Here is a 26,386-nt window from a genome sequence, read left to right on the forward strand (position 1 = left end):
CGCCCGACAGCGACACGGAAGATTGACGGGCCCATGGAAGGGCCCAGGCCAGATCAGCACGGCTGCCAGGAAGGCTGCCGACAGTTCCAGGACGGAACTGATGGGCTTGGATGCCCACATTGAGCACAAGGATCGGCTCGCGCCGGACAGTGAAAAGGATGCCACCCGAGCCCAAGGAAGGGTTCACGCCTCCCACGCCCTCGTCCGGCTAACGTTTCTTGGTTGTTAGCCCCCACCCACAGCGACCTTCTTTGCCCTGAACTGAGACGTATGCGCTCTCACTGATGAGCCAGCGCACAGGCATCGACTGACCCTGTACAGACCATGACCAGTGAACATCTGGAGGTACTGCAATGAACACTTTCTCAACCACGTTGCTCAAGCGCCTGGCCCTTGCTGGACTGCTTGGACTCGCCTCCGGCGCCGCACTGGCAGACCACCACGGCGACGACCATGCGCACGCCCAGGGTGATATGCAGCAGGAGGAGGTCACGCCGGACAACAGCGGAGTCGATTCGGCCAACGACCCGTCCATGGCCGACCATGCCGATGGCGCCATCCCCGGTGGCGAAATCGTCAAGGATGGTGGAGTCGATTCCAGCCACATGCCTTCTGACAAGGCCTCTGACAGCGATAATCCCTCCGCTCTCGACGAGGGCAAGCTGGTTGAGGATAGCGGCGTCGACTCAGCCAACAAGCCGGAAAACGAGGTCTGAGACCTCTAGCACTGCGGCACGCGCCGCTGCACCTGCCCGCAAAGTGACTCGTCAGGCTCCGCCCCTCATTGGGCGGGGCCTTTTTATGTCCTGGGGCTATCGGTTGCCTTAGTTGTCTTGCGTGTATGGTGTCTCCTGCCACCCTGACGATGGGACAGGCGCTGGCTCACGTCACAGACGTGCCTAAGGTATACTCGTTACCACCTGTTTTTCGAAGTCCTGACACTACCGCCACTGTGTAGCGGAACACCTTACATGGGTCGTTGATACAGGGCTCGTGGCTGTTGTACAGATGCTTTTCCAGCGATGCTCTTGTGCCGCTGCTGTTACCCCGATGGTCTTATGTGAGCGATCTTGTACAGCACCTGTTTACCGCGTCTTCCTGTCAACCAACGCTGATCCCCACCTATTCCCGGCTTTTCCACCTGCCGCAAGCGGCATGTTAGCCTTAGCGACTCATTTCCGGAGGAACGTTGCATGTCCCTCGATGATCTACAGCTGAATCTCCGCAACCTGACCTGCGACGACTATCCCCAGCTCAAGGGGCTGATGGACAAGGTCTATCACGATATTGGCGGAGCCTGGCCCAGGAACACCATCGACAAGCTGGTGGCAGAATTTCCTGACGGCCAGATCGTCATCGAGGACGATGGCCGCCTGGTGGGCGTTGCATTGACCGCCCTGGTGGACTACGAAGAGTTCTCCAACCCTCATCGCTACGACGATCTCATCGGTAAGCGCGAGACCATCCAGAACGACAAGGATGGCGATGCCATGTACGGCATCGATGTACTGATCGACCCCGCCTACCGCGGCTATCGCCTGGGCCGACGCCTGTACGAAGCGCGCAAGGAAGTCTGTCGCCAGCTCAACCTCAAGGCCATCCTGGCCGGGGGCCGCATCCCAGAGTATCACCGGGTTGCCGAGCAGATGTCTCCCAGTGAGTACATCGACAAGGTATCGCGCAAGGAGCTGCACGACCCCATCCTGTCGTTTCAGCTGTCCAACGATTTCCAGGTCAAGCGACTGCTGCGCAAATACTTGCCCGAGGACGAGAAGTCCCAGGGATATGCGACCCTGCTCGAGTGGAACAACATCCTGTTCGAGCCGGCCGAGCGCATGCTGGAAAGTCGTCCCACCCAGGTTCGGGTTGGCGCGGTGCAGTGGCAGATGCGCGAATTTGCATCGGTCGAGGCGGTACTGCAGCAGGTCGAGTACTTTGTCGATGCGCTGTCGGACTACCAGAGCGACTTTGCCGTCTTTCCCGAATTGTTCAATGCCCCGCTGATGGGGCTGCAGGATCGCGCCGCACAGCAGGACCAGATGGCGGCCATTCGCTTCCTGGCCGGATTCACCGAGCGCTTCAAGACCGAAATGTCACGCATGGCGGTCGCCTATAACATCAACATCATCGCAGGGTCGATGATCGAGGAAGGGCCCGAGGGTCGCCTCTACAATGTGGCGTACCTGTGCCATCGTGACGGCAGCGTAGAGCGCCAGGCAAAACTGCACATCACCCCGCAAGAGCGGCGTGATTGGGTCATTGAGGGCGGCGACGACCTCTGCGTGTTCCAGACCGATGCCGGGCGCATCGGCATCCTGATCTGCTACGACGTGGAATTCCCGGAGCTGGGCCGACTGCTCGCGGATCAAGACATGGACATGCTGTTCGTGCCGTTCTGGACCGATACCAAGAATGGCTACCTGCGGGTGCGCCATTGTGCCCAGGCTCGCGCCATCGAGAACGAGTGCTATGTCGTCCTGTGTGGCAGCGTGGGCAACGTGCCGTCCATCGAGAACCTGGATATCCAGTACGCCCAGTCATCGGTGTTCTCACCGTCGGACTTTGCCTTTCCCCACGATGCGGTCATGGCAGAGACCACCCCCAACACCGAAATGATCATGTTCTCGGATCTCGACCTGTCGCGGTTGACCGTGGTGCGTGCCGAGGGCTCGGTGACCAACCTCAAGGACCGCCGTAAGGACCTGTTCGACCTGCGCCTGCGCGACTGGTCCTGGAAGTCCGGCGCCAGGGATCAGGACGACAGCTGATGTTGTCCCGCCTCAGGCGATGGCGAGCGGCGCGTTTCGATGCCCGTCATCCCTTTCCCGCCGACACCTGGGCAGCCGCGCGAGCGCGGCTGCCCTTGCTGGCCCGGGTGCCCGAGGCGTCGACCCAGCGCCTGGGGCAACGCGCCTGGCGCTTTCTTCACGACAAGCGTCTGAGCCTGCACCCGGACCTGGATCCTGCGGCACTGGATAGCGAGGAACGCCTGGCCCTGGCGGCCCAGGCCTGCCTGCTGACGCTCGGCTGGAGCGAGCACGAGCACCAGGACGCCTTCGCCAACGTGCACGAAGTACTGGTGTTGCCCGACGCCTTTCGTCGCCAGGTCGAAGAGATGGACGAGGCCGGCGTGATGCACGTCTACGAGGACGAGCGTGCCGGCGAGACGTTCTATCAGGGGCCTGTGGTCATTGCCCTGCCCGACCTGCTGGAGAGCGGTGGCCTGGAGGGCTTCAACGTGGTCATCCACGAGTTCGCCCATAAGCTCGACATGGGCAATTCTCAGGACGTCGACGGCTTCCCCCCGCTTCCTGTGACCATTGCCTCGGCGCAGTGGCATCGCGAATTCTCCGCGGTCTGGAACGACCTTCAGGAACGTGTTGCCAGCGGCGAGCCGACGCCTATCGATGACTACGCGGCCACTCACCCTGGAGAGTGTTTCGCGGTCTGCTGCGAGACCTTCTTCAGCGCACCCGACCTCCTATCGCAGGCCTATCCCGGCCTGTACGAACTGCTCTGTCGCTACTTCAAGCAGCAGCCGCATCAATGGCACCTACCCACCGCTGCCCTTGACGCTCCGTCATCCGACTCACAGGCTCGCTCGTCATGACCCGTCGCTGGCTTCTCCCTACTCTGGCGCTGACGCTTGTCCTCGCCTGCGGTCTGACCTGGCAATGGCTGGCGATGCATGACCTGCTGACGGTCGACACCTTGTTGACGCTGGCACAGGGCGCCGCGGCATGGCGCGATAGCCCATGGGCGATGGTGGTGGTGGCCAGCGTCTACGCCGGCCTGTCGCTGGTGATGTTCCCGCTGAGCCTGCTGGTAGCGGCCACGGGCCTGCTGTTCGGGCCCTGGTGGGGGTTTGGTTATGCCCTGATTGGCACCTTGGCCGCGTCATGCCTGACCTGGTGGGTCGGCCGGCAACTCGGTCGGGACGCACTGCTGCGCTATGGCGGCAAGCGACTCCACGGCGTATCGCGCTACCTTTCCGGCCGCGGCATACGCACCATGACCATCGTCAATCTGCTGCCATTGGCCCCCTTCACCCTGACCAATATGCTGGCAGGTGCCTTTCACCTGCGTTTCAGGGATTACCTGATCGGCTCCGTCATCGGGATCGCCCCTGGGCTTGCCGGCGTTACCCTGCTGGGCAGCCAGCTGGGTGAGCTGGTAACGGCAGACAGCCGCAGCGAGGTGATCTACTCCGTGATGGGACTGGCCATCGGCGTTGCCGTGCTGGTGGCGCTCAAGCGCTGGGCGGACCGGCGCAAACACTCCCGGCGCGAGATAACGCGGTAAGCCCTCTCTTGAACAGCGCGTCTCGAGAGCAGGGCGTGAAGTGAGCGCCCCCCAGGTGCGGGCGAGGCTTTGTCCGAAAAGTCGACGAGCGAAGGTTAGACAAGGCAAAAATCGGTGAGAAAGCGCAGTTTACGAAGTGTAAATGAGCATTTTGACCCGATTTTTAACGCCGTATCACCAAGCGCAGGCACTTTTCGTACAAGCCCTAGGTGGCACTTTCCTTAAGGTGAACAAACTCGATGCGGTTACGCCCGCCGGTCTTGGCACGATACATGGCCTTGTCGGCATGGCTGACCAGCTGGCTCAGGTCCTCGTGCCCCTGATCGATCAACAGGGCGCCAATACTGGCCGTGACCGCAATCGGCGCTCCTGCGGCCGACACATCGAGACTGGCCAGCGCCTGGTTGAAACGCTCCAGCGCCACCATCAGCGCCGGCTTGTCCACATCGGCCATGACCACGCAAAATTCTTCGCCTCCCATTCGCGCGATCAGGTCAGACTTGCGAAAGCTGGACGTGAGCGCTTTCGCCACGGCGACCAGAACCTGGTCGCCCACGTCATGGCCGTAAGTGTCGTTGATGGACTTGAAGTGATCGAGATCGATGAGCGCGATTCCCAGAGCCGCGCTATGGCACTGCCAGCGCTTGGTCAGTGCACCAAAGCGGGTGGCGAAGGCCCGTCTGTTGCATACCCCGGTCAGGGGGTCGGTACCGGACAGCAGCGCCATTTCTTCCATCTGGTGATGAATACGAATGCTGGCCGCCACCCAGTGCGCCATGGCCTGCAGGCGCTGCCGATCAAGGTCGCTGAAGGCGTCAGGCGTCTCATGGGCAATATTCATGGTGCCCATGCAGCGACCGCTGCTGATCATCGGCACATCGAGACAACACCTTAGTCCCTTGCTACGCAGCATCTGGCAATCCAGATCGCTGCTACCTTCGAAGCTGGCGGCGTACTCCGCCTGACGGGTGCGATAGACCCGCCCCACCATCGTCCCTTCGATGGGCATGGGAGCGTCTACGGGAATGGCGTTGTTACCCTGCATGGCAATCAATGCCAGTTCGGTCTCGGACTTGGCCAGGGTGATGGACGCCCGATTGGCGCCAAACACGGTATGCGACCACCTGGCCACCGTGTCCAGCACGTCCTGCAAAGACTCGGCAGCAGACAGCTCGTGCACGAAGCGCACCGGCAACTCGATGGTCAAGTCGACGTCGAGAGACGTCATTTCCCCTGGTTCGCTTGCCTTGGACACCCTGCCACCTCCACGCCAGGCATTCATGCCATCCTGCTGCATTGTCATGACACTATCGTGCACCAGCCAGGGAGAGGGAACAACCGCCAAGCGACGCACCGCAACGGCATACTGACGACAGCAAGCCTTCGACATGTCTTAGGCCAGGGTACGCCTACGACTCTTCTCGGCGAGCCGGTGTCTTCGGTTCACCATGGTGGTGCCCAGGCCACCAGGAAGGACGCTCTTCCCGCCATTCGTCTTGCACCACGTGACGCAGGACTCGCCCTCGGTAGCACAGCATCTGCCATTCAGCGCCAAGACGGCTGCGCACCCGCTCCCAGCCGCCATCGTCTGCGTGTGTAAAGGGGCCGCCATGGGCGATGGCCAGGCGATAGACGCACAGGCAACGCTCGGCACAGCGCGACTCATCGTAGTCTTTTGCGGTTGTCAGCGCGGCCTGATGCCTGTCCTGCCAGCACTCGGGCTCACCGCACTCCAGCAGCGCCTCGGCAAAGGCACTCTCGTCCTCGCTCTGCAGCAGGCGGCCGTTGGCACCGTCACGCACCACCTCGCGCACGCCTGGCGCGTCCAGGGCCACCACCGGCAAGCCCGCCGCCATCGCCTCGGCGACGACCATGCCTTGCGTCTCGCTAAACGAAGCAAAGGCAAACACATCCATCCCATGGTAGGCATCGATCAGCTCCTGACCATGCAGGCACCCGGTAAAGCAGACGCGATCCAACACCCCCTGTTCCTGGGCGATGCTCTCGACCACCTGCCGCGCATTGCCGTCACCCACCACCAGCCACCAGGCGTCCGTTCGGGCCGTCAACGCCAGGCACACAGCACGGGCCAGGAAGGCCAGATTCTTCTCCTTGGCAAGGCGACCAAGATGTCCCAACACCAGCGCATCGTCACCGATACCGAAGTGCTTACGCCAACGGTCACGCTGGCCACCGGCAAACCGACGGGTATCGACACCGCTTGGTACCACCGTGGTCTGCGGATTGCCGGCACGTTCCGCCAACAGCGCCTTGATGCTCTCGCTCGGCGCGATGACCTCGTCACACAGCCAGGTGTACTGGGTCGCCAGGGCGATGGCGAAGCGCTGCATCCGGGGCGAATGCCCGGGCACATAGTGTGTGTAGTGTTCATACAGTGTGTGGTGGGTAAACACCAAAGGCAGTCCGTACGTTTCCGCTGCTCGAGCCGCGGTATCCCCCAGCAGGAAAGGATGATGGGAATGCACGATGTCTGGCTCGAAGGACTCGATGGCATCGAACAATTGCCCGGGAATCGGTACGGGGAGGGAAAAGTCACTGCCATTGAACTGCTGGACCGCCGCCACTCTGACCACATCCGGCTCGTTGTCCGGCTGTCCCTCAAGCCGAGGTGCCACCACCAGCACAGCATGGCCGGCGTCCTGGAGCTGGGACTTGAGACGCTGCACGGATTCGCTCACCCCGCCCACAATGGGTGCATAGGTGTTGGTGAACATCAGCACATTCACGGTGGCTATTCGCTCCCGAAAGCAGGTAAAAAAAGCGTATAACGCCTGCGTGAAACGGTCGTCACTCGAGTGGCGTAAACGACGGCAACGGCGCTGGCAACAAACCCTATGAGGACAAGTTTACGCGTGTATGGTTCGCCCCGCCTGGCCATCATGGATACGAGCACTCAGGTGACTCAGGTGGAGGCAGGGGTGATGACAGAACGTTCGGCATCCTCCCGATCGGCCAGCAGCCACGTCCACAGACCGTGTGCGGCCTGACCCTGCTGCCGTTTTGGCCGACACAGCCAGAACCCTTCATCCACGGGCAATGCCGTCGCGAAAGGAGCCACCAGGGAGTGCCTGCCACTTAGCAGGCGCTGATGCACCAATGCCACTCCGACGCCCTGCTCGGCAAGGCTGATGACCATGCTGAGGTTGTCACATACCAGGCTATGGCACTGGCGCGACAGTGCTGCCTGGTCCACCAGAGACAGCCACGCCGGCCAGCCTGAGGCGAATCCTGCAGCGTGCAACAGCGTCTGTCCAGCCAGATCCCCCGGTGAGGCCAGACGCTCGGCCAGCGATGGTGAACATACGGGGATCAGCGACTCCTTGCCCAGGCTGATGCTCTCCACATTCCCCCAGTCCCCTCGGCCGTAGCGGATTTCCATATCCGCCCCCTGGGCGCCAAAGTCGGCGCTCCAGATGGCACTGACCACCCTGACCGAGATATCGCGATGAGTGGCGTGAAAACGCGCCAGCCGAGGCGCCAACCAATAATGCTGCAGGGCGGGCGTGGTGCGCAGGGTGACCTGGCCTTCCGAGGTGGTACCGAACACCTCAAGCGTTCCCTCTTCCAGGCGCGCGAAGGCTTCCTGCACGCTCGGCAGCCAGGCTTGGCCTGCCGGGGTCAACGACAGGCTGCGAGGGTGTCGTACGAACAGGGCTTGCCCCAGACGGTCCTCCAGCAACCTGATGCGCTGACTGATGGCCGCCTGAGTCACCGACAGTTCCTGTCCTGCTGCGGTGAAGCTCAGCGTGCGCGCCGAGGCCTCGAAGGCCTGCAGCCAGTGGAGAGGAGGAAGAGCGCTCATCTCGTATCCATCCGCGTAGTGGTTGGTTTACTTGGCACCAAGCAAAAAGGTGCCATAAGCAGAGCTTGGCCTAAGACCCCATATTAGTCGTTTGTCGACACGGGCTCGAGCCGCCACCATGTTTCCCCTCCCTCACCTTCAACATGCCGCTTCAGGAGAGTTTCCATGCAAAGCGATGCCGTGCCGCCTCAAGCGACTGACGTCTCCCTACACGCTGACGCGCTGATCGACATGCATGAACTCGCCCCCTACCCCGAGCGGCCATGGCTTGCCACCGTCAGCACCAGCGAATCCCACGTCAGGCTGACCTGGGAAAACGGTGACGAGGGCAGCTACCCGCTGATCTGGCTTCGTGATCATTGTGCCTGCGAGCGATGCCGACACCCACAGACCCGGGAGCGGCTGGTGATGCCCCTTGAGGAAACGCCACGGCTGTCTGGTGCACGGGTCGTACAAGGGCAGCTGCAGCTGTCCTGGCAGGATGAGCATATCAGCCGGTTCGCCAGCGGCTGGCTGCATCAGCGCCGGCCAGGGTATTCAAGCCCGTCGCCGCTGCCCAGCACAGTGGCGTGGCCCCATGGTTTCGCTGCCGAGCGTGTACGCCACTCAGACCTCATCGCCGGCGGTGAGGGCGAACAACGGTGGCTCACCGCACTGCTGCGCGATGGCCTGGTGCTGCTGGATGACGGCCCGCTGGCCCTGGACGAAGTCAGCCGACTGGCGCAGCGTATCGGACCGCTCAGAGCGACCAACTTCGGTGCACGTTTCGACGTGGTCTCAAAGCCCAACCCCAACAACGCAGCCTATACGGCCATCGGCCTGGCGCTGCATACGGACCTGCCCAACTGGCGCCAGCCGCCGGACATACAGCTGCTTTACTGCCTCAAGAACGATGCCGAAGGAGGCGGCTCGATCTTTGCCGACGGCGTTCAGGTCGCTGAGGCATTGCGGGCCGAACATCCCGCCCACTTCACCCTGCTGGCGACAACGCCCATCGACTTTCGCTTTCAGGATGACGAGCAGGATATTGGCGTGCGCGAACCGGTCATAGACGTGGCGCCGGATGGGCGCATTCGCGAGATTCGCTTCAATAACTGGATTCGTGACACCCTCCACCTGCCGGAGGCGTTGATCGCCCCCTGGTACGAGGCCTACGCCCATTTCTGGGCGTTGCTGAACGCCCCGGAGCACCGAATCTCCCTTGAGCTCAAGCCAGGGCAAATGGTCGCCTTTGACAATCGCCGGGTTCTCCACGGTCGCGAAGCGTTCGACCCCAGCACCGGCGAGCGCCACCTGCAGGGCACCTACCTGGACCGCGACATGCTGGAGTCACGCTTGCGCGTGCTGGCCAGACAGGGCTGAGCCAGCGCCCTATTGCGCCAGCCCGTCGCTCAAGCCGGGACAGCAATGCGGTCTTCCAGTCCCTTCGCGAGAAAGTCGACCAGCGCCCGCAGTCGAGCCGGCACGTGACGGCGCTGGGCATAGACCGCGAAGAAGTCGGCCCTGACTCCCTGCCACCCCGGCAGCAGCTGAACCAGTCTTCCCGCCGCCAGGTCATCACAGACATCCCACCAGGAGCGCAGCATGATCCCGTGGCCGTCTAGCGCCAGCCGCTTGATGACTTCCCCGTCATTGCTGGCAAGGCGGCCACCGACCTTCACCGATGCCTCCTTGCCCTGGGCATCTTCAAAGCGCCACTGAGCAAAGTCACTATCGTTCTCGCGAAGCACCAGACAGGCATGGCGTTGAAGGTCGGAGACGGCGACGGGCCGTCCGTGCCTGGTCAGGTAGTCAGGTGAGGCACAGGGCACTCGACGGTTGATGACCAGCCGACGCGCGACCAGGCGCGAGTCCGGTGGCTCGCCGATACGGATCCCCAGATCGACCCCCTCCACCAGCGGCGCAGGAAAGTTCGACAGTTCAAGCGACGCCTCGATCCCGGGATGCTGGGCACAGAAATCGGATAGCAGTGGAGCCACGTGGCGGCGACCGAAGCCAAAGGTGGCATTGATGCGAATCGGCCCCGCCAGTGCGCGGCGGTCCTCCCCCAGGCTCTCTTCCAGCTCTGCCAGCTCTTCCAGCAGGGCCATTCCACGGGCCAGATACCGCTCTCCCTCGGCGGTCAGGGTCCACCGGCGGGTGGTACGCGTGGCCAGCTCAACCCCCAGCCGCGCCTCGATCTGCTTGAGCCGTTTGCTCACCGCCGACAGCGACAGCCCAAGCTCCCGCGCCGTAGCCGTCAAGTTGCCTGCCAGCGCCAGCTGGCGAAAGAACGCAAGATCATCCAGTGACGCCACGCCACTCTCCACCAAGATTCAACAATGAATTGCCATAAAGCCCCATTATCCCATTCACGTAAAGGGCTACACTGGCTTCAGCGACGGCGACCTGGCCAACGTCAGGACCGCCGACCTGACGACAGACGGCCGTTCAACCCGCAACCACTCGGCTGGCAGTCTCTCCACTAACAACAGATCAACATCAACGCTGACAGGAGCTCGCCCCATGTCCCATCGCATTGCGATCATCGCCGGAGACGGCATCGGTACCGAAGTCATGCCAGAGGGCGTGCGCGCTCTGGAGGCCGCCGCCAAGCGTTTCGATATTGCGCTCGACACCCAGACCTTTGACTTCGCCTGCTGTGACTATTACCTCGAGCACGGCAAGATGCTGCCGGACGACTGGCGTGAGACGCTGATCGGCTTTGATGCCATCTTCTATGGTGCCATCGGCTGGCCCGACAAAGTGCCCGATCACATCTCGCTGTGGGGATCGCTGCTCAAGTTTCGACGCGAGTTTGACCAGTACGTCAACCTGCGCCCCTGCCGCCTGCTACCGGGGATCAAGAGTCCTCTGGCAGGACGCGTGCCTGGGGACATCGACTTCTATGTGGTTCGCGAGAACACCGAGGGCGAGTATTCGAGCGTTGGCGGCACCATGTTCGAGGGCACTGATCGGGAAGTCGTCATTCAGGAAACCGTGATGACCCGCCACGGCGTCGACCGAGTCCTCAAGTACGCCTTTGACCTGGCCCAGAGCCGGCCTCGCAAGAAACTGACGTCCGCCACCAAGTCCAACGGCATCGCCATCACCATGCCCTGGTGGGACAGCCGCGTGGCCGAGATGGCCAAGCACTACAGCGATGTCGAGGTCGACAAGTTTCATATCGACATCCTGACCGCCAACTTCGTGATGCACCCGGACTGGTTCGATGTGGTGGTCGCCTCGAATCTGTTCGGCGACATCCTGTCTGACCTGGGGCCTGCCTGCACCGGCACCATTGGCGTCGCGCCCTCTGCCAATATCAACCCTGAGGGCACCTTCCCCAGCCTGTTCGAGCCAGTACACGGCAGCGCACCGGATATCGCCGGCAAGGGCATCGCCAATCCCATCGGCCAGATCTGGTCCGGAGCCATGATGCTCGAACACCTGGGACACAAGGACGCCGGCGACGCCATCCTCGCGGCGATCGAAGCCGTACTGGAAGACGGCAACAAGGCGGTCCTGACGCCGGATCTTGGTGGCACTGGTACCACCGAGCAACTGGGTGGCGCCATCAGCGAGCGGATTGCTCACGGCTGAGGCCGACGGGGCAGGCCTGATCGAACAGGTCAGCCCCGCTGCCACACGCCCTGTACCACCCTCACCCGATCGTGCTGAAGGTTGTCGAGCAGGTTACGCCCCATGTCGACAAACGACTCACCGAAGATGGCCGCCGCGCCGGGCAGCGTGTGACGGCTGCCCTCCGTCTTTGCGGGCGTCCCCTGCGTCGTCTCAGCCTGTGGCGGTTGTTCGTGGCGTGCATGCTTGCCCCGCCATGCCAGGGCATCGGCCGTCACGTCCTCAAGTGTCAGGCATTCAAAGCCAGCGCTTTCCAGGCGCCGCTCAAGCTGAGTCAGTGACTCGAGCTGGCTATGCTCTCGGCGACTTGCCCAGGGCACCGGCAGCACCAGCGGTGAGGGGTTGTCACCGCTGACCACCTCATGCAATAGCAGCTTGCCCTGACCGGCAAGGACTCGACACCATTCGCCGATCACCGCATCGGGGGTCGGCATGTTAAGCAGCGCATGCTGACACCAGACCGCGTCAACACTTGCGCTGGGCAGCGGCAGTTCGGCAGCATCGGCACAGATGAACCGGGTCCTGGACGACAGCCCGGTGGCACGACTGAGCCATCTGGCCACATCGATAAACTCCGCCGTGACGTCAATCCCCACCACCTGGCAGTCGCCTTCAGCGGCAAGCAGGCGACTGGCACCCCCGGTGCCACAGCCGATATCCAGCACGCGGCTGCCAGGGGGCAGTTGAGCCAACCGACTCAGCCGTCGACTCGCCGCGCGGCCGCCAAGATGAAGCTGGTCGACACCCGCTATCTCGTCCAGGCTCAGTCGCTCCACATCGCAGCCTGCCGCCTGAAAGGCATCTCTCAGCCGGTCGGTCAAACTGGCATGAAGGCGGCCAGCGGGTTTGCCAGCATAGTGCTCATCGACTCTTGCCAATACCGCCTCACTACGTGACCTCGTGTCCTTCATCCCCAGGCTCCCTATTGTTTTCTGATTCCCTGTCGTACTGTCCTTCATGGCCACGCCCTGATTCCCTGTCCCCCACTAGCCATCTGACCACGCCGGTATCAGCACCGGAGTGGCTATTGGCAGAAGCCGTCCCATCCTTGGACAACATTGATACCAGAGACATACACTAGCTTTACATCATGAACGTTTCTCTGGAGTCACCATGTCTTCGCACGGACGCCGTCTTCGCTCTCTGACCACCCTGTTTCCCCTCAGCATGCTGGCGCTGGCCGGCTGCACCGGGCTGCCTTCGGGTACCCAACCCATCAATGACTTTGCCCTTGATGACTACCTGGGGCGCTGGTACGAGATCGCTCGCTTCGATCACAGCTTTGAAGAGGGGCTGGACTGCGTGACCGCAGACTACTCGCTGCGCGACGACGGTGGCGTGCGAGTGATCAACCGCGGCGTCAACCTCGCCGAGGGCAACGTGGATGTGGCAGAAGGCAAGGCCTACCTGCTCGAGGAAGACAATGTGGGCCGCCTGAAAGTGAGTTTCTTCGGCCCCTTCTACTCAAGCTACAACATTCTGGCGCTGGACGACGCAGGACAATGGTCGTTGGTCACCGGACCAGACCGCGACTATCTCTGGGTTCTGGCGCGGAGTCCTCAGCTGGACCAGGCGACCTACCAATCGCTGGTCGAGCGCGCCGAACGCCTCGACTACCCGGTTGACGAGTTGATCAACGTCGACCAGGGCGAAGCCTGCACCGCGTATCGACAAGGGGCGTGAGCCGCCGATCAGGTCCACCAGCCCTCGTCAGAATGTATAACATACAGATGCATGATTACCTCATACGCTGAAGGGGCGGCCATGGTGGCTGCCTTTTCACTGCATGGAGGTTTCCCCAATGTCACTTGGAAGACGAGAGTTTCTTGCTGCCACGGCAGCCATCGGCGCCAGCAGCTTTGCACCGTCGCTGTTCGCTCAGGCCCCCGCCCCCCAACGTTACCCGGTCGATGCATGGCAGGTGGTAGACGACCGATTCGCATCGTACAAGCTGTTCAACGCTCCGCTGGAGCGCGAATGGACAGGCGGGCTGTGGCTGGAAGGGCCCGCCTGGAACGCCGTCGGCCGCTACGCGGTGTTCAGCGATATCCCAAGAGCGCGACAGATGCGCTGGGACGAGGCCAGTGGTCAGGTCAGTGTGCTGCGTGACCACGTGGGGCACTCCAACGGCAACGCGTTCGATGATCGCGGTCGGCTGGTGGCCTGCGAACACTCCCCCGCACGGGTAGTACGCTATGAGTGGGACGGCAGCCTCAGCGTGCTGGCGAGCACCTACGAAGGCAAACCCCTGAATGCCCCGAATGATCTGGTAACGCTTCCGGGGGGCGCGATCATCTTTACCGACCCGGGTTACGGCGCTCACTCCGACTACGAGGGGCAAAAGCGTGAGCTGGAGCTGGACACTGCGATCTACTATTGGGAAGAAGGCCTGGATGAGCCTCGACGGCTCACTACCGAGCTGTTCAAGCCCAACGGCATCGCTCTGGGCCCGGACGGCACGTCCCTATACGTCACTGACACGGCCCCCTCTCACCATCCCGACCAACCTGCGACCATTACCCGCTTCACCCTGGACAGCGACCAGAAAACGCTAGGCGAAGCAACGCGGCTGGTCGAGAGCAAGACCGAGGGCTACGACGGCATGTGCTGCGACGAGGACGGCAACCTGTGGGTAGGTACGTCTGGAGGAGAGGGCATCGATGGTGTCAGCGTCTTCGCCAGTGACGGCACCCTCATCGGCCGTATTCTGCTACCAGAGGTGTGCGCCAACGTCTGCTTTGTGGGTGAGAAACGCAACCGCCTGCTGATGGCTGCCAGTCAGTCGATCTACACCCTATACACCGGTGCACGGGGAATCTAGGGCTTGCCTGAAAAGTGCCTGCGCTCGGTAATACGGCGTTAAAAATCGGCTGGTACGCCAGCCCGGTCAAAATGCTCATTTACACCCTGTAAAATGCGCTTTCTCACCGATTTTTGCCTTGTCTAACCTTCGCTCGTCGACTTTTCGTACAAACCCTAGACCTCCTGAGCCTAGCCCCGGCTCGCCCAAGCGAATTGGCGAGCCGGGGCGAATCGGCGAGCCGAGGCGAATGTAGCGGCAAGGCCGTGAGACGCCAGCACTGCGCCGTGACGTCCTTGCAGCCACCCTTTACCGGTGCTCGCCGGCGACGCTACACGACCTTTCATCTTCGCACCCCGGGTTTACACCAGATCGACGCCCGCCCTTGCAGCTAGCGTGAAGCGTGCCGAAGCTGGCTCAGTTCTCATCGGAACCTGCACCGGAACTTGCATCGGAACGTGCACCGGAGCAGGCGTCAGAATGTGCTCCGGGCCAGCGCCGCTGGATCCACATGATGGCGTGATCACCGTGAGGGCAGCGCGCTCCTCGGCGCCGGTTCGCCAGACTGGCGTCGCGTCAGCGTGCCGAGTTGGCGACGCCCAGCGGTAGGCGTCACACACCACCACCGCATACGACAACAAAGAACGCTGCCCATGTTGCTTGCTCTACCTCGCCATACCCGTATGTTGTGTAGCACCACAGAGGAAGCTCGACATGCTTTCTGATTGGCTGTCGAAAAGCCTCGACGCTGCTTCCGCCTCGCTCCCGTCAGACGGCAGGATTCACGGCGGACACTACCGCATCGAAGCGCCAGGGGTGTTGCGCCTTACCCCAGACCACGTATCTCCCCACGCACGCGCCTGCGTGCTGTCAGCCGGTATCCACGGCAACGAGACGGCCCCCATTGAGCTGCTCGGAGACTGCCTGGCACGCCTTGAGGCCGGCTTCATCGAGCTGGGGGCTCCCGTGCTGGTGATCCTGGGCAACCTGGAAGCCATTCGACGCAACACGCGCTTCGTCGAGACCAACCTCAATCGACTGTTCCGCCAAGGCCTGGACCAACCCGGTGATGAGGCCGACCGTGCGCGTGAACTGATGGCGGCAGTAGATACCTTCTTTGCTGACCACCCCCAGCTGCCACGCTTGCACTACGACCTGCATACCGCCATTCGCGACAGCCATTATCCGCGCTTCGTGGTGGCCCCCTTCGCTGACACGCTTACCGAACCACAGCAGTGGCGATGGATGGCCGGTGCTGGCATTCAGGCGGCGCTCAAGCAGCATCAGCATAGCTGGACCTTTTCCCACTACAGCAAGCACTACCATCAGGCCCAGGCGTTTACGCTGGAACTCGGCAAGGCGCTGCCCTTCGGTCACAATGATCTTGCGCCCCTTGCTGCCATGGGTGATTTGCTGTTGGCCTTGCTGAGCGGACTGTCTCCGCGAGAGGGGCAGATCGCGGATCTACAGGGCTTCGCGGTGGAAATGGAGGTCTTTCGCGAAAGCGAGGACTTTACGCTGTGCTTTGCCGACAACACCCCGAACTTCACCGAGTTCGCGCCGGGCGAGGTCGTCGCCCGCGACGCCAAGGCCGGTGAAACGCGCATCGGCGCAACTCCACTGAGCGTGGTATTTCCCAACGCCAAGGTGGAACTCGGCGCCCGTGCAGCGCTTCTGGTCGCCCCTGTTGCTCTCGACATGGACTGACCCTGTACGCTGCGATCTCCCCGATATTCTCGAGATAACAACAACTTGGAGATAACATTATGATGACCCGCCCCTCCAGATTAGACGAAGGTATAATGCCTCTGTATTTCGCTTCGTCTGCTGCGCCGACCCAAGCCTGTTAGAATCCCCCGTTTTTTCGCGCCAGCCCGCGCCATACGGCCGGCTTACCAGGCACGGCCGTTTTTTTCTGGAGCCCGATCCATGGCTGATACACCGATTCCGCTGGAAGTGCGCAACATCAAGAAGCGCTTCGGCAACACCGAAGTGCTCAAGGGGCTGTCCCTGGAGGCCCGCAAGGGTGACGTCATTACCCTGATCGGAGCTTCCGGCTCCGGCAAGAGTACCTTCCTGCGTTGCATGAACCTGCTCGAGCAGCCCAATGAAGGCGAACTGATCGTTCATGGCGAGCAGATCCGTTTCAAGGAAACCAAGCACGGGCGGGAACCCGCCGACTGGAACCAGGTGGTGCAGATGCGCGCCAAACTGTCGATGGTGTTCCAGAGCTTCAACCTGTGGGCCCACATGACCCTGCTGGAAAACGTCATCGAAGCGCCCGTGCATGTGCTGAAGAAGCCCAGGAAGGAAGCCATCCAGCATGCCAGGGCGCTGCTTGAGCGCGTTGGCCTGGCGGAGCGCGCCGACTACTATCCCGCCCAGCTTTCCGGAGGCCAACAGCAGCGCGGCGCCATCGCCCGCGCCCTGGCCATGGACCCGGAGGTGATGCTGTTCGACGAGCCGACGTCAGCGCTTGACCCGGAGCTGGTCGGCGACGTGCTCAAGGTCATGCGCGACCTGGCCGAAGAGGGCCGCACCATGATCGTAGTCACCCACGAGATGGCCTTTGCCCGGGACGTGTCCAGCCAGGTGATCTACCTGCACCAGGGGCAGGTAGAAGAAGCCGGACCTCCCGATGAGGTGCTGGGCAATCCCCGTTCCGAGCGACTCAAGCAGTTTCTTGCACCCAAGCGCTGAGACGGCCAGGAGAGACCCATGATTGACCTTCACGGTTACGGGCCGCGCCTTCTCGAGGGAGCGCTGGTCACCATCGAGCTGGCAGTACTGTCATTGATCCTGGCCATTGTGCTGGGACTGATTACCGCCAGCGCCAAGATGTCACGCAACTGGGTCGCCCATCGTCTGGGAACCCTCTATACCACCATCATCCGCGGTGTCCCCGACCTGGTGCTGATGATGCTGCTGTTCTTTGGCGGCCAGATTGGCATCAATATGGTCACCGACTGGCTGTATGACCGCTTCGACATCGATATCTTCATCAACGTCAACGAGTTCGTGGCAGGCGTCCTGACCATCGGTCTGATCTTCGGCGCCTATATGGGAGAAACCTTCCGCGGCGCCTTTCTGGCCGTCGACAGCGGCCAGATCGAGGCCGGACGCGCCTACGGCATGAGCCATGCGCTGGTGTTCAGGCGCATCCGCTTTCCCCAGATGATGCGCCACGCCCTGCCCGGCCTTTCCAACAACTGGATGGTATTGCTCAAGACCACCGCACTGGTCTCGGTGATCGGCCTGTCGGACATGGTTCGGGTGGCCGCCGAAGCGTCCAAGGCCACCCGGGAACCCTTCCTGTTCATGATTATCGTCGCGATCATCTACCTGCTGATCGCCAGCGTCTCGGAGTGGTTCTTCGCCAAGCTGCAAAAGCGCTATGACGTCGGTTTTGGAGGCCATGACTGATGGAATCTGTGCTCGCCTCACTGGAGGCAATGCTGGCCGACAACAGCATCTTCACCCTGGACACCCTCTCCTACTACGGTGAAGGACTGACAACAACGGTCCAACTGGTCTTCCTGTCGCTGATCGTTGGCCTGGTTGCTGCGGTCCCCCTGTCCATTGGCCGCGGTTCCAAGCGCCGGTGGATCAAGATGCCCATCTTCTTCTACACCTACGTCTTCCGCGGCACGCCGCTGCTGGTGCAGCTGTATCTTATCTACTATGGCGTCGTCTTCGTCGAGGGCATCCAGGACACCTGGCTCTGGGTGCTGCTGGAGAAGCCGTTCTTCCCGGCGCTGGTGGCGTTCTCCCTCAATACGGCGGCCTACACCACCGAGATCTTCCATGGCGCCATCAAGGCAACTCCCCGTGGAGAGATCGAAGCGGCCAGGGCCTACGGCATGCGCTACTCCCTGATGATGCGTCGCATCGTGCTGCCCAGCGCCTTTCGTCGGGCGCTACCGGCCTACGGCAACGAGGTCATCTTCATGCTCCACGCCAGCGCCATTGCCAGCGTGGTGACCATCATGGACCTGACCGGCGCCGCTCGCTTCGTCTACGCACGTTTCTATGCGCCCTTCGATGCCTTCCTGTTCGTCGCGGCCATCTACCTGTGCCTGACCTTCGCTATCCTCTATCTGTTCCGCTATCTCGAGAAGCGCTTGCTGGCGCACCTTAAGCCGGCTTCAGGCTAGAGACCAACGCCGGAGGCCAGTCCCTCCGGCGTCCCTTGAGGATCGTCAAACGAGCGTTGGGAACTACCGTTTCACTGCCCCCTTTTTTTCCTTCCTGACGGGGGCGTGATTCGCTAAGGTGGCATCATGCGTCCACGAGACGCCTGCCATTACCCTCCTATCAACCATCTCTCATCAACAATAAGGGTCACTCCACATGACACTGCGCAACCTTTTTACCGCGAGTCTCATCGGCACGGCGGTTCTTGCCTCCACCGCCCAGGCTGAGGTTCGTGATATTCGCATCGGCGTCGACGTTCCCTACGAGCCCATGGAGTACCGCACCCCTGACGGCGAGCTGACCGGCTTTGACATCGACCTGGGCAATGCCCTGTGTGCCGAGGTCGGTATCCAGTGCGAGTGGGTGGTGCAGGGTTGGGACGGCATCATTCCTGGCCTGATGGCACGCAAATACGACGCCATCATGTCGTCCATGACGATCAACGACGAGCGCCGCGAGCAGGTGCTGTTCTCTGACCCCTACTTCACTCCGCCGTCAGCCTGGTTTGCCCCTGCCGACCTGGAGATGGGCAATCCCGATGCCGAGGCCCTCGAGGGCATGACCATCGGTGTGCAGCGCGGCACCCTGCAGGACAACTACGTCACCGACCTGTACGGCGATGTCGCTGATGTCAGCCGCTACGCTACCGCCGACGACCTGGTCCTGGACATGGACTCTGGTCGCGTGGATATCGGCTTCCTCGACTATCCGGTGGGCAAGTCCACGCTGCTGGACAGCGATGCCGGTGACTACAAGGTGGTCGGCGAGCAGATCACCGAACCGAAGGAATACTTCGGTGACGGCTTCGGCATTGCCTTCCGCCAGCGCGACGAAGACCTGGCCAAGGCCTTCAATGACGCCCTGGCCACCCTCAAGGGCAATGGCACCTATGACGAGATCCATGCTAAGTACTTTGCTGAATAAATCGTACTTTGCTGAATAAATCGTACTTTACTGGATACACAGTGCGTTGCTGAGTCACCTCACCCTGGCACTGCATGACGTCGACCCCCTGGGGTCGGCGTCAACCACCACCGATCTGGACCTGAGCTGACCTGACGTGCCTTCACCCTTGCTCCTCCACGGCGCGATGCCCCTGTCTCGTCCCCTATGCCTGCCCCAGTCGCCCTGGCTGGATGGCTTCGCCCTGAGCGAGTGGTTCGACGAATAATCGCTGGCGTCATCGGCGCCTGGCTATCTCCCGTACGACATCCCCCCGGTGTCTTTCCGCCTTATTATTGTGGGCGGTGAGCTTGTGTCTCGACCACACAACACTTTTCCGTTATTTGAGGATTTCCCCATGCCACGCTCTCCCATGCCGTTTGCCTCCACCCTGGCAGCTCTGATGCTTGCCACCCCTCCCGTCCTGGCCGACGACCCCCTGCGCCTGGCCGTTGACGTGCCCTACGAACCGTTCGAGTACAAGACCGCAGATGGCACTCTGACTGGCTTTGAAGTGGACCTGGGCAATGCCGTCTGCGCGCACCTGGAGATCCAGTGCACCTGGGTGGAGCAACCCTGGGACGGCATGATTCCGGCGCTGATGGCGCGCAAGTTCGACGCCATCATGTCGTCCATGGCGATCACCGAGGAACGCAGCCGCCAGGTACTGTTCTCCGAGCCCTACTACACCACGCCGAGCGCCTGGATCACGCCGCGCGGCCGGGAGATCGACATCTCCGACAAGGCAAGCCTTGAAGGGCTCACGGCTGGCGTCCAGCGCGCTACCCTGCAGGATCGCTATGTGACCGACCTGTACGGCGATGTGCTCGAGGTACGCCGCTATGCCAGCGCCGACGATGTGGTCGCCGACCTGCGTGCCGGCCGTCTTGACCTGACCTTCATGGACTACCCCATCGCCGAGGCGATGATCGAGATCGATACCGAGGCAAGCGACTTCGTGCGCATCAGCGACTTCATCAAGGAGCCCGACAACTACTTCGGACAAGGCGTCGGCGTTGCCTTCCGCAAGCGTGATCGCGACCTCGCCGAGCGCTTCAATCAAGCGCTGGCAGAGCTCAAGGCCAATGGGACCTACGACGAGATCATGAGCGAGTACTTCAGCTACGACATTAAACTGTAGCCATGCCCCTACCAGATCCGGGCGGTGAACGCCGCCCGGCCTGGAGTGCCGAACGCTGGCTGGCGTTGCGCCAGCCACATCCCAGCCTCGACCGACCCGCAGGAACCGCCATGCTGACCCTTCTCAAGAATGCGCGGCTGTATGCCCCAGCTCCGCTTGGCCTCAAGCATCTGCTGATCGCCGACCAACGCATCGCCGCCATACTCGACCCGCAGGATAGCCCGGACATTCACTTGCCCGGTCTCACGGTCCAGGACCTGGAGGGGCGGCGAGTGATTCCTGGCCTGGTGGATCCGCTAGTCCATATGACCGGCGGCGGCGGCGAGGGCGGCTTTGGCACCCGCACCCCGGAGCTGCGTCTCGAGGACGCCGTGAGCTCCGGCGTCACCACCCTGATCGGCGCCCTGGGGACCGACGCCCTGACCCGCACCCCGGCCAACCTGCTCGGCAAGGTGCGCGAGCTCGCCGCCGGGGGACTGAGTTGCTACGCCTATACCGGGTCCTACCAGCTGCCCCCGGTCACCCTGACCGGCTCCGTCGCTCAGGACATTCTGTATATTCCTGAATACATCGGTGTGGGAGAGGTCGCCATCAGCGACCACCGCGGTTCCCAACCGTCCGTTCAGGAGCTGGCCCGGCTGGCATCGGATAGCCGCACTGCGGGCATGCTGGCGGGCAAGTCCGGCATTGTGTTCATCCACACCGGCGACGCCGCAGGGGGACTCGAGATCCTGCGCGAGGTGGCACGCACCACGGCGCTGCCTATCGCTCAGTTCATGCCCACCCATATCAACCGCACCGCGACCCTGTTCGAAGACGGGCTGCGTTTCGCCCGTGACGGCGGCCGCATCGACCTCACGACCAGTACCACCCCGGAGCTGCTCGCCGAGGGCGAAGTCCCCGCCTCGGAAGCGGTCGCGCGGGCGCTCAAGGCGCGTGTCGAGCCCTCGCGCGTGACGCTCTCGTCAGACGCCAACGCTTCTCTGCCGCGCTTCGATGACCATGGCCGCTTCATTGGCCTCAAGGCGGGACGCCTCGACAGCCTGTTCGAGGTCGTGGGCGAATGTGTCAACGACCACGACATCGCGCTGGAGAACGCACTAGGCTTCGCCAGCAGCCACAGTGCGGACGCCTTGGGCCTTGCTCGCAAGGGACGCCTCGCGGTGGGGCAGGATGCGGACCTGCTGGTCCTTGCTGACGACGCCTGGGCAATTGACGAGGTCTGGGCGCTGGGACGATGCGTGCATCGACGTGACACAGATCGTTAGTCGTGTAAGGATTATTGGCGGATCACAGACTGAAGGCTGTCCCACGAGCTTGGGCGGCCAGCGCAACGACCGTTGAGTGAGCGTGCGATGGCTGACAAATCGATGTGCCAAGCCCGTGTCTCCCCCATCCACGAGGAGAGCCTATGAAAACCTACGACAAGTCACCCGAGGCCATTGCCCGTCTCAATCGTGAACAGTACCGGGTCACTCAGGAGAGCGGTACCGAGCGTCCTGGCACCGGCGAGTATCTGCATCATCATGAACCGGGCATCTACGTGGACATTGTCTCCGGCGAACCCCTGTTCGCGTCGTCGGACAAGTATGAGTCCGGCTGCGGATGGCCAAGTTTCACCAAGCCCATTGCGCCTGCCTACGTCAATGAACTGGTGGACTCGTCCCATGGCATGATCCGTACCGAGGTGCGCTCCAGCCATGGCGACAGCCACCTGGGTCATGTCTTTCCAGACGGCCCTAGAGACAAGGGTGGCATGCGTTATTGCATCAACTCGGCGTCGCTCAGGTTCATCCACCGCGATGACATGGAAGCCGAAGGCTACGGCGAGTACCTGGATCAAGTGGAGGAGATCTGAACATGGCACTACAACGCGCAGTTCTGGCAGGAGGTTGCTTCTGGGGCATGCAGGATCTGATCCGCAAGCTGCCAGGCGTCGAAAGTACACGTGTCGGCTACACCGGTGGCGACGTGGAAAACGCCACCTATCGCCACCATGGCACCCATGCCGAGGGCATCGAGATCATGTTTGACCCGGCGGTGATCAGCTATCGTCGACTGCTGGAGTACTTCTTCCAGATTCATGATCCGACGACGGTCAACCGTCAGGGTAACGATCGTGGCATGTCCTACCGGTCCGCCATCTACTACGTGGACGAGGACCAGAAGGCAGAGGCGCTGAACACCATTGCCGATGTCGACGCCTCGGGACTGTGGCCGGGCAAGGTGGTGACCGAAGTGGAGCCTGTAGGCGACTTCTGGGAAGCCGAGCCGGAGCACCAGGATTACCTGGAACGTCTTCCCAACGGCTATACCTGCCACTTCCCGCGCCCGGATTGGGTCCTGCCCAAGCGCACGGAAGAGGCCTGAGGTTGCCTCCAGGCAGGCGGCAATCGCGCGCTAAGCACGCGATATCCTGCCGTTGGTATGCGAACTGCGACACCGCCCTTCTGGGCGGTGTCGTCGTTTCTCACGGGGTTCAACGCCGGGGATGCGCACCGCCCACATGAACCCCGGCGTCTCCTCCACGACTCACGTCCCCTACCGGCTGCGCCAGTTCGTTGAGAATGCCGCACTCTCCCGCCGTGCCATGCCCCGCGCAGCGCTGCCTGAGCCCCTCGAGCTCCGCCTTCAATCGGGACAGCTGGGCAATTCTCTGCTCCACATGGCCCAGGTGTGCCTCGATCAGCGCATCGGCATCTTCACAGGGATGCTCCGGGTGATCCTGGCAGACCAGCAGCGCGCGGATTTCGTCCAGGGTCATGTCCAGCGCGCGGCAGTGGCGAATGAAATCCAGCCGCTCGGCGTGGGCATCACGATACACGCGATAGTTGCCGTCACTGCGCTCGGGCTCGGGCAGCAACCCTTCGCGCTCGTAGTAGCGCAGCGTTTCTACCTTCACCCCACTACGACGGGCCAGTTCTCCTATCTTCATCTACGGCCTCCCCATTCTCTCGACGTTCTTGGCATGTCACCGACGCTCTTGGCATGTCACCGAAGCTTGCGCCATGCCTTCGCCGCCCATGCTGGACGTCTTCTCGCGGCAGGTGATCTCGTGGCTCACTTGGATGCTTGACTCTGTAGTCACTACAGGGTGTCAACTTGGATACCAGAATCCTCTTTGGAGTTCCAGGCATGGCTGATCTTGAGCGCCAGACACCGTCAGACGACCCCTCATCCTGCTGCAGTGTCGGGCACACGAAAGCGCCCTGCGGCAACGACCCGAGCAGAACGTCGAGTGCGCACTGTGCGTCGACCGAGCCTGCGTCGAGCAAGAGTGCGTCGACCCAGAGTGCGTCGACCCAGAGTGCGTCGACCCAGAGTGCGTCGACCCAGAGTGCGTCGACCCAGAGCGCGTCGACCAAGAATGCACCGACCGACAGTACCTCTGCGGCTACGCCGGAAGGCACTCAGCGCCTGGACGTGATCGTTGACGAAATGTGCTGTCCGACTGAAGAGCGCGTCCTGCGCAAGGCACTGAACAGCCTGCCAGGCGTCGAGCAGCTGACCTTTGACACCATGCAGCATCGGCTCACCATCCATCACCGAAATGTGGACCGCCGGGCGGTCGCGTCGCGTATTCAGGAGGCGGGAATGACGGCTCGCTTCCTTGACCAGGCCAAGCAGGAGCCCCCCCGCGATAGCGCTTCTCTGCCCTGGGCTCGCCTGGCCGTCGCCGGCGCACTGGCTCTGGGGGCAGAGGTCACCGGCTGGCTTGGCCTGGGCGTGCCCTGGTTGGCGGCGCTGCTGGCCATTATCGCCATCGCCATGGTGGGGCTGCCCACCTGGAAGAAAGGCTTGCTGGCGCTACGCCAGGGCACCCTCAACATCAATGCCCTGATGAGCGTTGCCGTCACCGGCGCGATGCTGATTGGGCACTGGTCCGAGGCGGCCATGGTGATTGTGCTGTTCACCCTGGCGGAACATCTGGAAGCGCGCTCGCTGGAGCGCGCCCGCCGGGCCATCTCAGGCTTGCTTGACCTGGCGCCGCCCATGGCAAGAGTGCGCGACGAGAGCGCAGCCGAGGCAAATCGTTGGCGCGAGATCAAGGCAGAAGAGGTCAGGCCTGGGACTTTGGTCAGGGTGTTCGCCGGTGAACGCCTGGCGCTGGATGGTGAGATCGTGCGCGGTGAAGCGAGCCTGGATGAAGCCCCTATCACGGGCGAAAGCCTGCCTCGCGAACGCGGTCCAGGCGACACCGTTTACGCAGGCTCGATCAATCTATCCGGCGATCTCGACTATCGCGTGACACGCGACGCCAGTGACACCACCCTGGCCCGCATCATTCACGCCGTAGAGGACGCCCAGTCACGGCGTGCGCCAACTCAGCGCACCATCGATCGCTTCGCCGCCGTCTATACGCCGGTGGTCTTTGTCCTGGCGCTGGTCGTAGCTGTCGGCTGGCCTTTGCTGGGCCTCGGTCCGTGGCTCGACGGCGTCTATCGTGCCCTGGTCCTGCTGGTCATTGCCTGCCCCTGCGCCCTGGTCATCTCGACCCCGGTCACCGTGGTCAGCGGGCTCGGCGCCGCCGCTCGCCAGGGAATTCTGATCAAGGGAGGCGCCTTTCTGGAGCAGGCCACCCGCCTGACCCACCTGGCCATGGACAAGACCGGTACCCTGACCGAGGGCAAGCCACACCTGGTCAGCGCCTGTGCCATCGGCAACACGTCCGACAAGGACTGCCACCGCCTGGCCGTGGCCCTGGCCGAGCGCTCCAACCATCCGGTGTCCCGCGCTCTGGTGGTGGGGTTGGGCGCGCAGCCCGATGTCTCTCTCGAGCAGGTCGAGGAGCGCAGTGGTCGTGGTCTAGTGGCCAGGGAGGCGACAAGCGACACCGATATGGCTGCTCGGTTATGGCTCGGCAATGGCCGTCTGGCCCGCGACATGGGCGTCGACGACACGGTACTGCTGAGTCATGGACCAACGGATGATGCTGCTGGCGTCGTCTGGCTTGGCCGCGACGCGAACGTGCTGGGTAGCTTCAAGGTACGGGATGCCCTGCGTCCAAGCAGCAAGGCGGCGATCAAGCGCCTGCACCGTCAAGGCGTCAAGGTCAGCGTGCTCAGCGGCGATACTCAGTCTCGGGTCGATGCCATCGCCCTGGAAGCCGGCATCGACGAGGCCTTCGGCGAGTTGCTGCCGGAAGACAAGCTCGAGCACCTCGATGCCCTGGCCAAGCGCGGCACCACCGGCATGGTCGGCGATGGCATCAACGATGCACCGGCGCTGGCCCGAGCCGATGTCGGCATCGCCATGGGCGCGGCGGGCAGCGACGTGGCCATCGAGACCGCCGATATCGCGTTGATGAACGATGACCCGGCCAGCCTGCCGAGGCTGATCGACCTGGCCCGCACCACTCGGCGACTGCTGGTGCAGAACATTGCGCTGGCGCTGGGGATCAAGGCCGTGTTTCTGGCCCTCGCCCTGACCGGCAACGCCACCCTGTGGATGGCCGTCTTCGCCGACCTGGGATCGAGCCTTCTGGTGGTAGGCAATGGGCTGAGGATTCTGACGTATCGGACCGAGTCATAAGCGCGGTGGGATCGAGGGAGTCAGGCATATG

General features: G+C 62.4%; 24 protein-coding genes. 18 read left to right on the plus strand and 6 right to left on the minus strand.

Annotated features, from left to right (window positions below; translation table 11 throughout):
• Positions 1-353: 353 nt before the first annotated feature.
• The 4 genes from JF545_RS05065 (at position 354) to JF545_RS05080 (ending at position 4,302) form a co-directional block, all read left to right on the plus strand.
• Entirely contained in the window at positions 354-716 is a 363-nt protein-coding gene (locus JF545_RS05065; RefSeq protein ID WP_206939904.1) for a hypothetical protein, read from the plus strand.
• 477 nt (positions 717-1,193) lie between these two features.
• A complete protein-coding gene (locus tag JF545_RS05070) occupies positions 1,194-2,768 on the plus strand; it encodes a bifunctional GNAT family N-acetyltransferase/carbon-nitrogen hydrolase family protein (protein WP_206939905.1) in 1,575 nt (524 codons plus the stop codon).
• Positions 2,768-3,610 (plus strand): zinc-dependent peptidase, encoded by an 843-nt coding sequence (locus JF545_RS05075; protein WP_206939907.1) that lies wholly within the window; start codon positions 2,768-2,770, stop codon positions 3,608-3,610. The genes JF545_RS05070 and JF545_RS05075 overlap by 1 nt, the downstream gene beginning before the upstream one ends.
• Positions 3,607-4,302 (plus strand): TVP38/TMEM64 family protein, encoded by a 696-nt coding sequence (locus JF545_RS05080; protein ID WP_206939909.1) that lies wholly within the window; start codon positions 3,607-3,609, stop codon positions 4,300-4,302. Before JF545_RS05075 ends, JF545_RS05080 begins: the two co-directional genes overlap by 4 nt.
• A 205-nt stretch (positions 4,303-4,507) precedes the next feature.
• On the opposite strand, the gene JF545_RS05085 is transcribed toward JF545_RS05080, so the two are convergent.
• From JF545_RS05085 to JF545_RS05095, 3 genes are all read right to left on the minus strand, one after another.
• On the minus strand, positions 4,508-5,605 hold the full coding sequence (locus JF545_RS05085) for a sensor domain-containing diguanylate cyclase (protein WP_206939910.1): 1,098 nt from the start codon (positions 5,603-5,605) through the stop codon (positions 4,508-4,510).
• A 106-nt stretch (positions 5,606-5,711) separates the two neighbouring features.
• Positions 5,712-7,049 (minus strand): glycosyltransferase, encoded by a 1,338-nt coding sequence (locus JF545_RS05090; protein WP_206939911.1) that lies wholly within the window; start codon positions 7,047-7,049, stop codon positions 5,712-5,714.
• Between the two features lie 176 nt (positions 7,050-7,225).
• Positions 7,226-8,125, minus strand: a complete 900-nt coding sequence (locus JF545_RS05095; RefSeq protein ID WP_206939912.1) for a LysR substrate-binding domain-containing protein — start codon at positions 8,123-8,125, stop codon at positions 7,226-7,228.
• A gap of 165 nt (positions 8,126-8,290) precedes the next feature.
• Here JF545_RS05095 and JF545_RS05100 point away from each other — a divergent pair, with 165 nt between their 5' ends.
• A complete protein-coding gene (locus JF545_RS05100) occupies positions 8,291-9,487 on the plus strand; it encodes a TauD/TfdA family dioxygenase (protein WP_206939917.1) in 1,197 nt (398 codons plus the stop codon).
• A 29-nt stretch (positions 9,488-9,516) separates the two neighbouring features.
• Here the strand turns inward: JF545_RS05100 and JF545_RS05105 are convergent, their stop codons facing one another.
• Complete coding sequence (locus JF545_RS05105; RefSeq protein ID WP_206939919.1) at positions 9,517-10,422, minus strand: LysR family transcriptional regulator; 906 nt, start codon at positions 10,420-10,422, stop codon at positions 9,517-9,519.
• Between the two features lie 208 nt (positions 10,423-10,630).
• Between JF545_RS05105 and JF545_RS05110 the strand changes: the two genes are divergently transcribed.
• A complete protein-coding gene (locus JF545_RS05110; protein WP_206939920.1) occupies positions 10,631-11,707 on the plus strand; it encodes a tartrate dehydrogenase in 1,077 nt (358 codons plus the stop codon).
• Positions 11,708-11,736: 29 nt separating this feature from the next.
• Here JF545_RS05110 and JF545_RS05115 read toward each other — a convergent pair whose 3' ends face one another.
• Entirely contained in the window at positions 11,737-12,657 is a 921-nt protein-coding gene (locus JF545_RS05115) for a class I SAM-dependent methyltransferase (RefSeq protein WP_206939922.1), read from the minus strand.
• A 202-nt stretch (positions 12,658-12,859) separates the two neighbouring features.
• Here JF545_RS05115 and JF545_RS05120 point away from each other — a divergent pair, with 202 nt between their 5' ends.
• The 11 genes from JF545_RS05120 (at position 12,860) to msrA (ending at position 23,193) form a co-directional block, all read left to right on the plus strand.
• Positions 12,860-13,429 (plus strand): lipocalin family protein, encoded by a 570-nt coding sequence (locus JF545_RS05120; protein WP_206939925.1) that lies wholly within the window; start codon positions 12,860-12,862, stop codon positions 13,427-13,429.
• 118 nt (positions 13,430-13,547) lie between these two features.
• Entirely contained in the window at positions 13,548-14,567 is a 1,020-nt protein-coding gene (locus JF545_RS05125; protein ID WP_206939926.1) for an SMP-30/gluconolactonase/LRE family protein, read from the plus strand.
• 693 nt (positions 14,568-15,260) lie between these two features.
• On the plus strand, positions 15,261-16,253 hold the full coding sequence (locus JF545_RS05130) for a succinylglutamate desuccinylase (protein ID WP_206939927.1): 993 nt from the start codon (positions 15,261-15,263) through the stop codon (positions 16,251-16,253).
• A 222-nt stretch (positions 16,254-16,475) separates the two neighbouring features.
• Entirely contained in the window at positions 16,476-17,246 is a 771-nt protein-coding gene (locus JF545_RS05135; RefSeq protein ID WP_206939928.1) for an ABC transporter ATP-binding protein, read from the plus strand.
• Positions 17,247-17,264: 18 nt separating this feature from the next.
• Positions 17,265-17,969: an ABC transporter permease gene (locus tag JF545_RS05140; protein ID WP_206939930.1), complete on the plus strand. Its 705-nt coding sequence runs from the start codon at positions 17,265-17,267 to the stop codon at positions 17,967-17,969.
• The gene (locus tag JF545_RS05145) at positions 17,969-18,700 is read left to right on the plus strand and encodes an ABC transporter permease (RefSeq protein ID WP_206939931.1); all 732 of its coding nucleotides are present in this window, start codon (positions 17,969-17,971) and stop codon (positions 18,698-18,700) included. The genes JF545_RS05140 and JF545_RS05145 overlap by 1 nt, the downstream gene beginning before the upstream one ends.
• 196 nt (positions 18,701-18,896) lie before the next feature.
• On the plus strand, positions 18,897-19,664 hold the full coding sequence (locus tag JF545_RS05150) for a transporter substrate-binding domain-containing protein (RefSeq protein ID WP_374107035.1): 768 nt from the start codon (positions 18,897-18,899) through the stop codon (positions 19,662-19,664).
• A gap of 391 nt (positions 19,665-20,055) precedes the next feature.
• Entirely contained in the window at positions 20,056-20,823 is a 768-nt protein-coding gene (locus tag JF545_RS05155; protein ID WP_431606258.1) for a transporter substrate-binding domain-containing protein, read from the plus strand.
• Positions 20,824-20,933: 110 nt separating this feature from the next.
• Positions 20,934-22,091 (plus strand): beta-aspartyl-peptidase, encoded by a 1,158-nt coding sequence (gene iadA / locus JF545_RS05160; RefSeq protein ID WP_206939934.1) that lies wholly within the window; start codon positions 20,934-20,936, stop codon positions 22,089-22,091.
• Positions 22,092-22,234: 143 nt separating this feature from the next.
• The gene (gene msrB / locus JF545_RS05165; protein ID WP_206939936.1) at positions 22,235-22,681 is read left to right on the plus strand and encodes a peptide-methionine (R)-S-oxide reductase MsrB; all 447 of its coding nucleotides are present in this window, start codon (positions 22,235-22,237) and stop codon (positions 22,679-22,681) included.
• Positions 22,682-22,683: 2 nt separating this feature from the next.
• Positions 22,684-23,193 carry a peptide-methionine (S)-S-oxide reductase MsrA gene (msrA, locus tag JF545_RS05170; RefSeq protein WP_206939938.1) on the plus strand — a complete coding sequence of 170 codons (510 nt, stop codon included), beginning with the start codon at positions 22,684-22,686 and terminating at the stop codon, positions 23,191-23,193.
• A 109-nt stretch (positions 23,194-23,302) separates the two neighbouring features.
• On the opposite strand, the gene cadR is transcribed toward msrA, so the two are convergent.
• On the minus strand, positions 23,303-23,758 hold the full coding sequence (cadR, locus tag JF545_RS05175) for a Cd(II)/Pb(II)-responsive transcriptional regulator (RefSeq protein WP_206939940.1): 456 nt from the start codon (positions 23,756-23,758) through the stop codon (positions 23,303-23,305).
• 200 nt (positions 23,759-23,958) lie between these two features.
• Between cadR and JF545_RS05180 the strand changes: the two genes are divergently transcribed.
• Positions 23,959-26,355 (plus strand): heavy metal translocating P-type ATPase, encoded by a 2,397-nt coding sequence (locus JF545_RS05180; protein WP_242520696.1) that lies wholly within the window; start codon positions 23,959-23,961, stop codon positions 26,353-26,355.
• The last annotated feature ends 31 nt before the right edge of the window (positions 26,356-26,386 follow it).

Origin of the sequence: Halomonas litopenaei, from assembly GCF_017303055.1 — a bacterium.
Taxonomy (GTDB): domain Bacteria; phylum Pseudomonadota; class Gammaproteobacteria; order Pseudomonadales; family Halomonadaceae; genus Halomonas; species Halomonas litopenaei_A.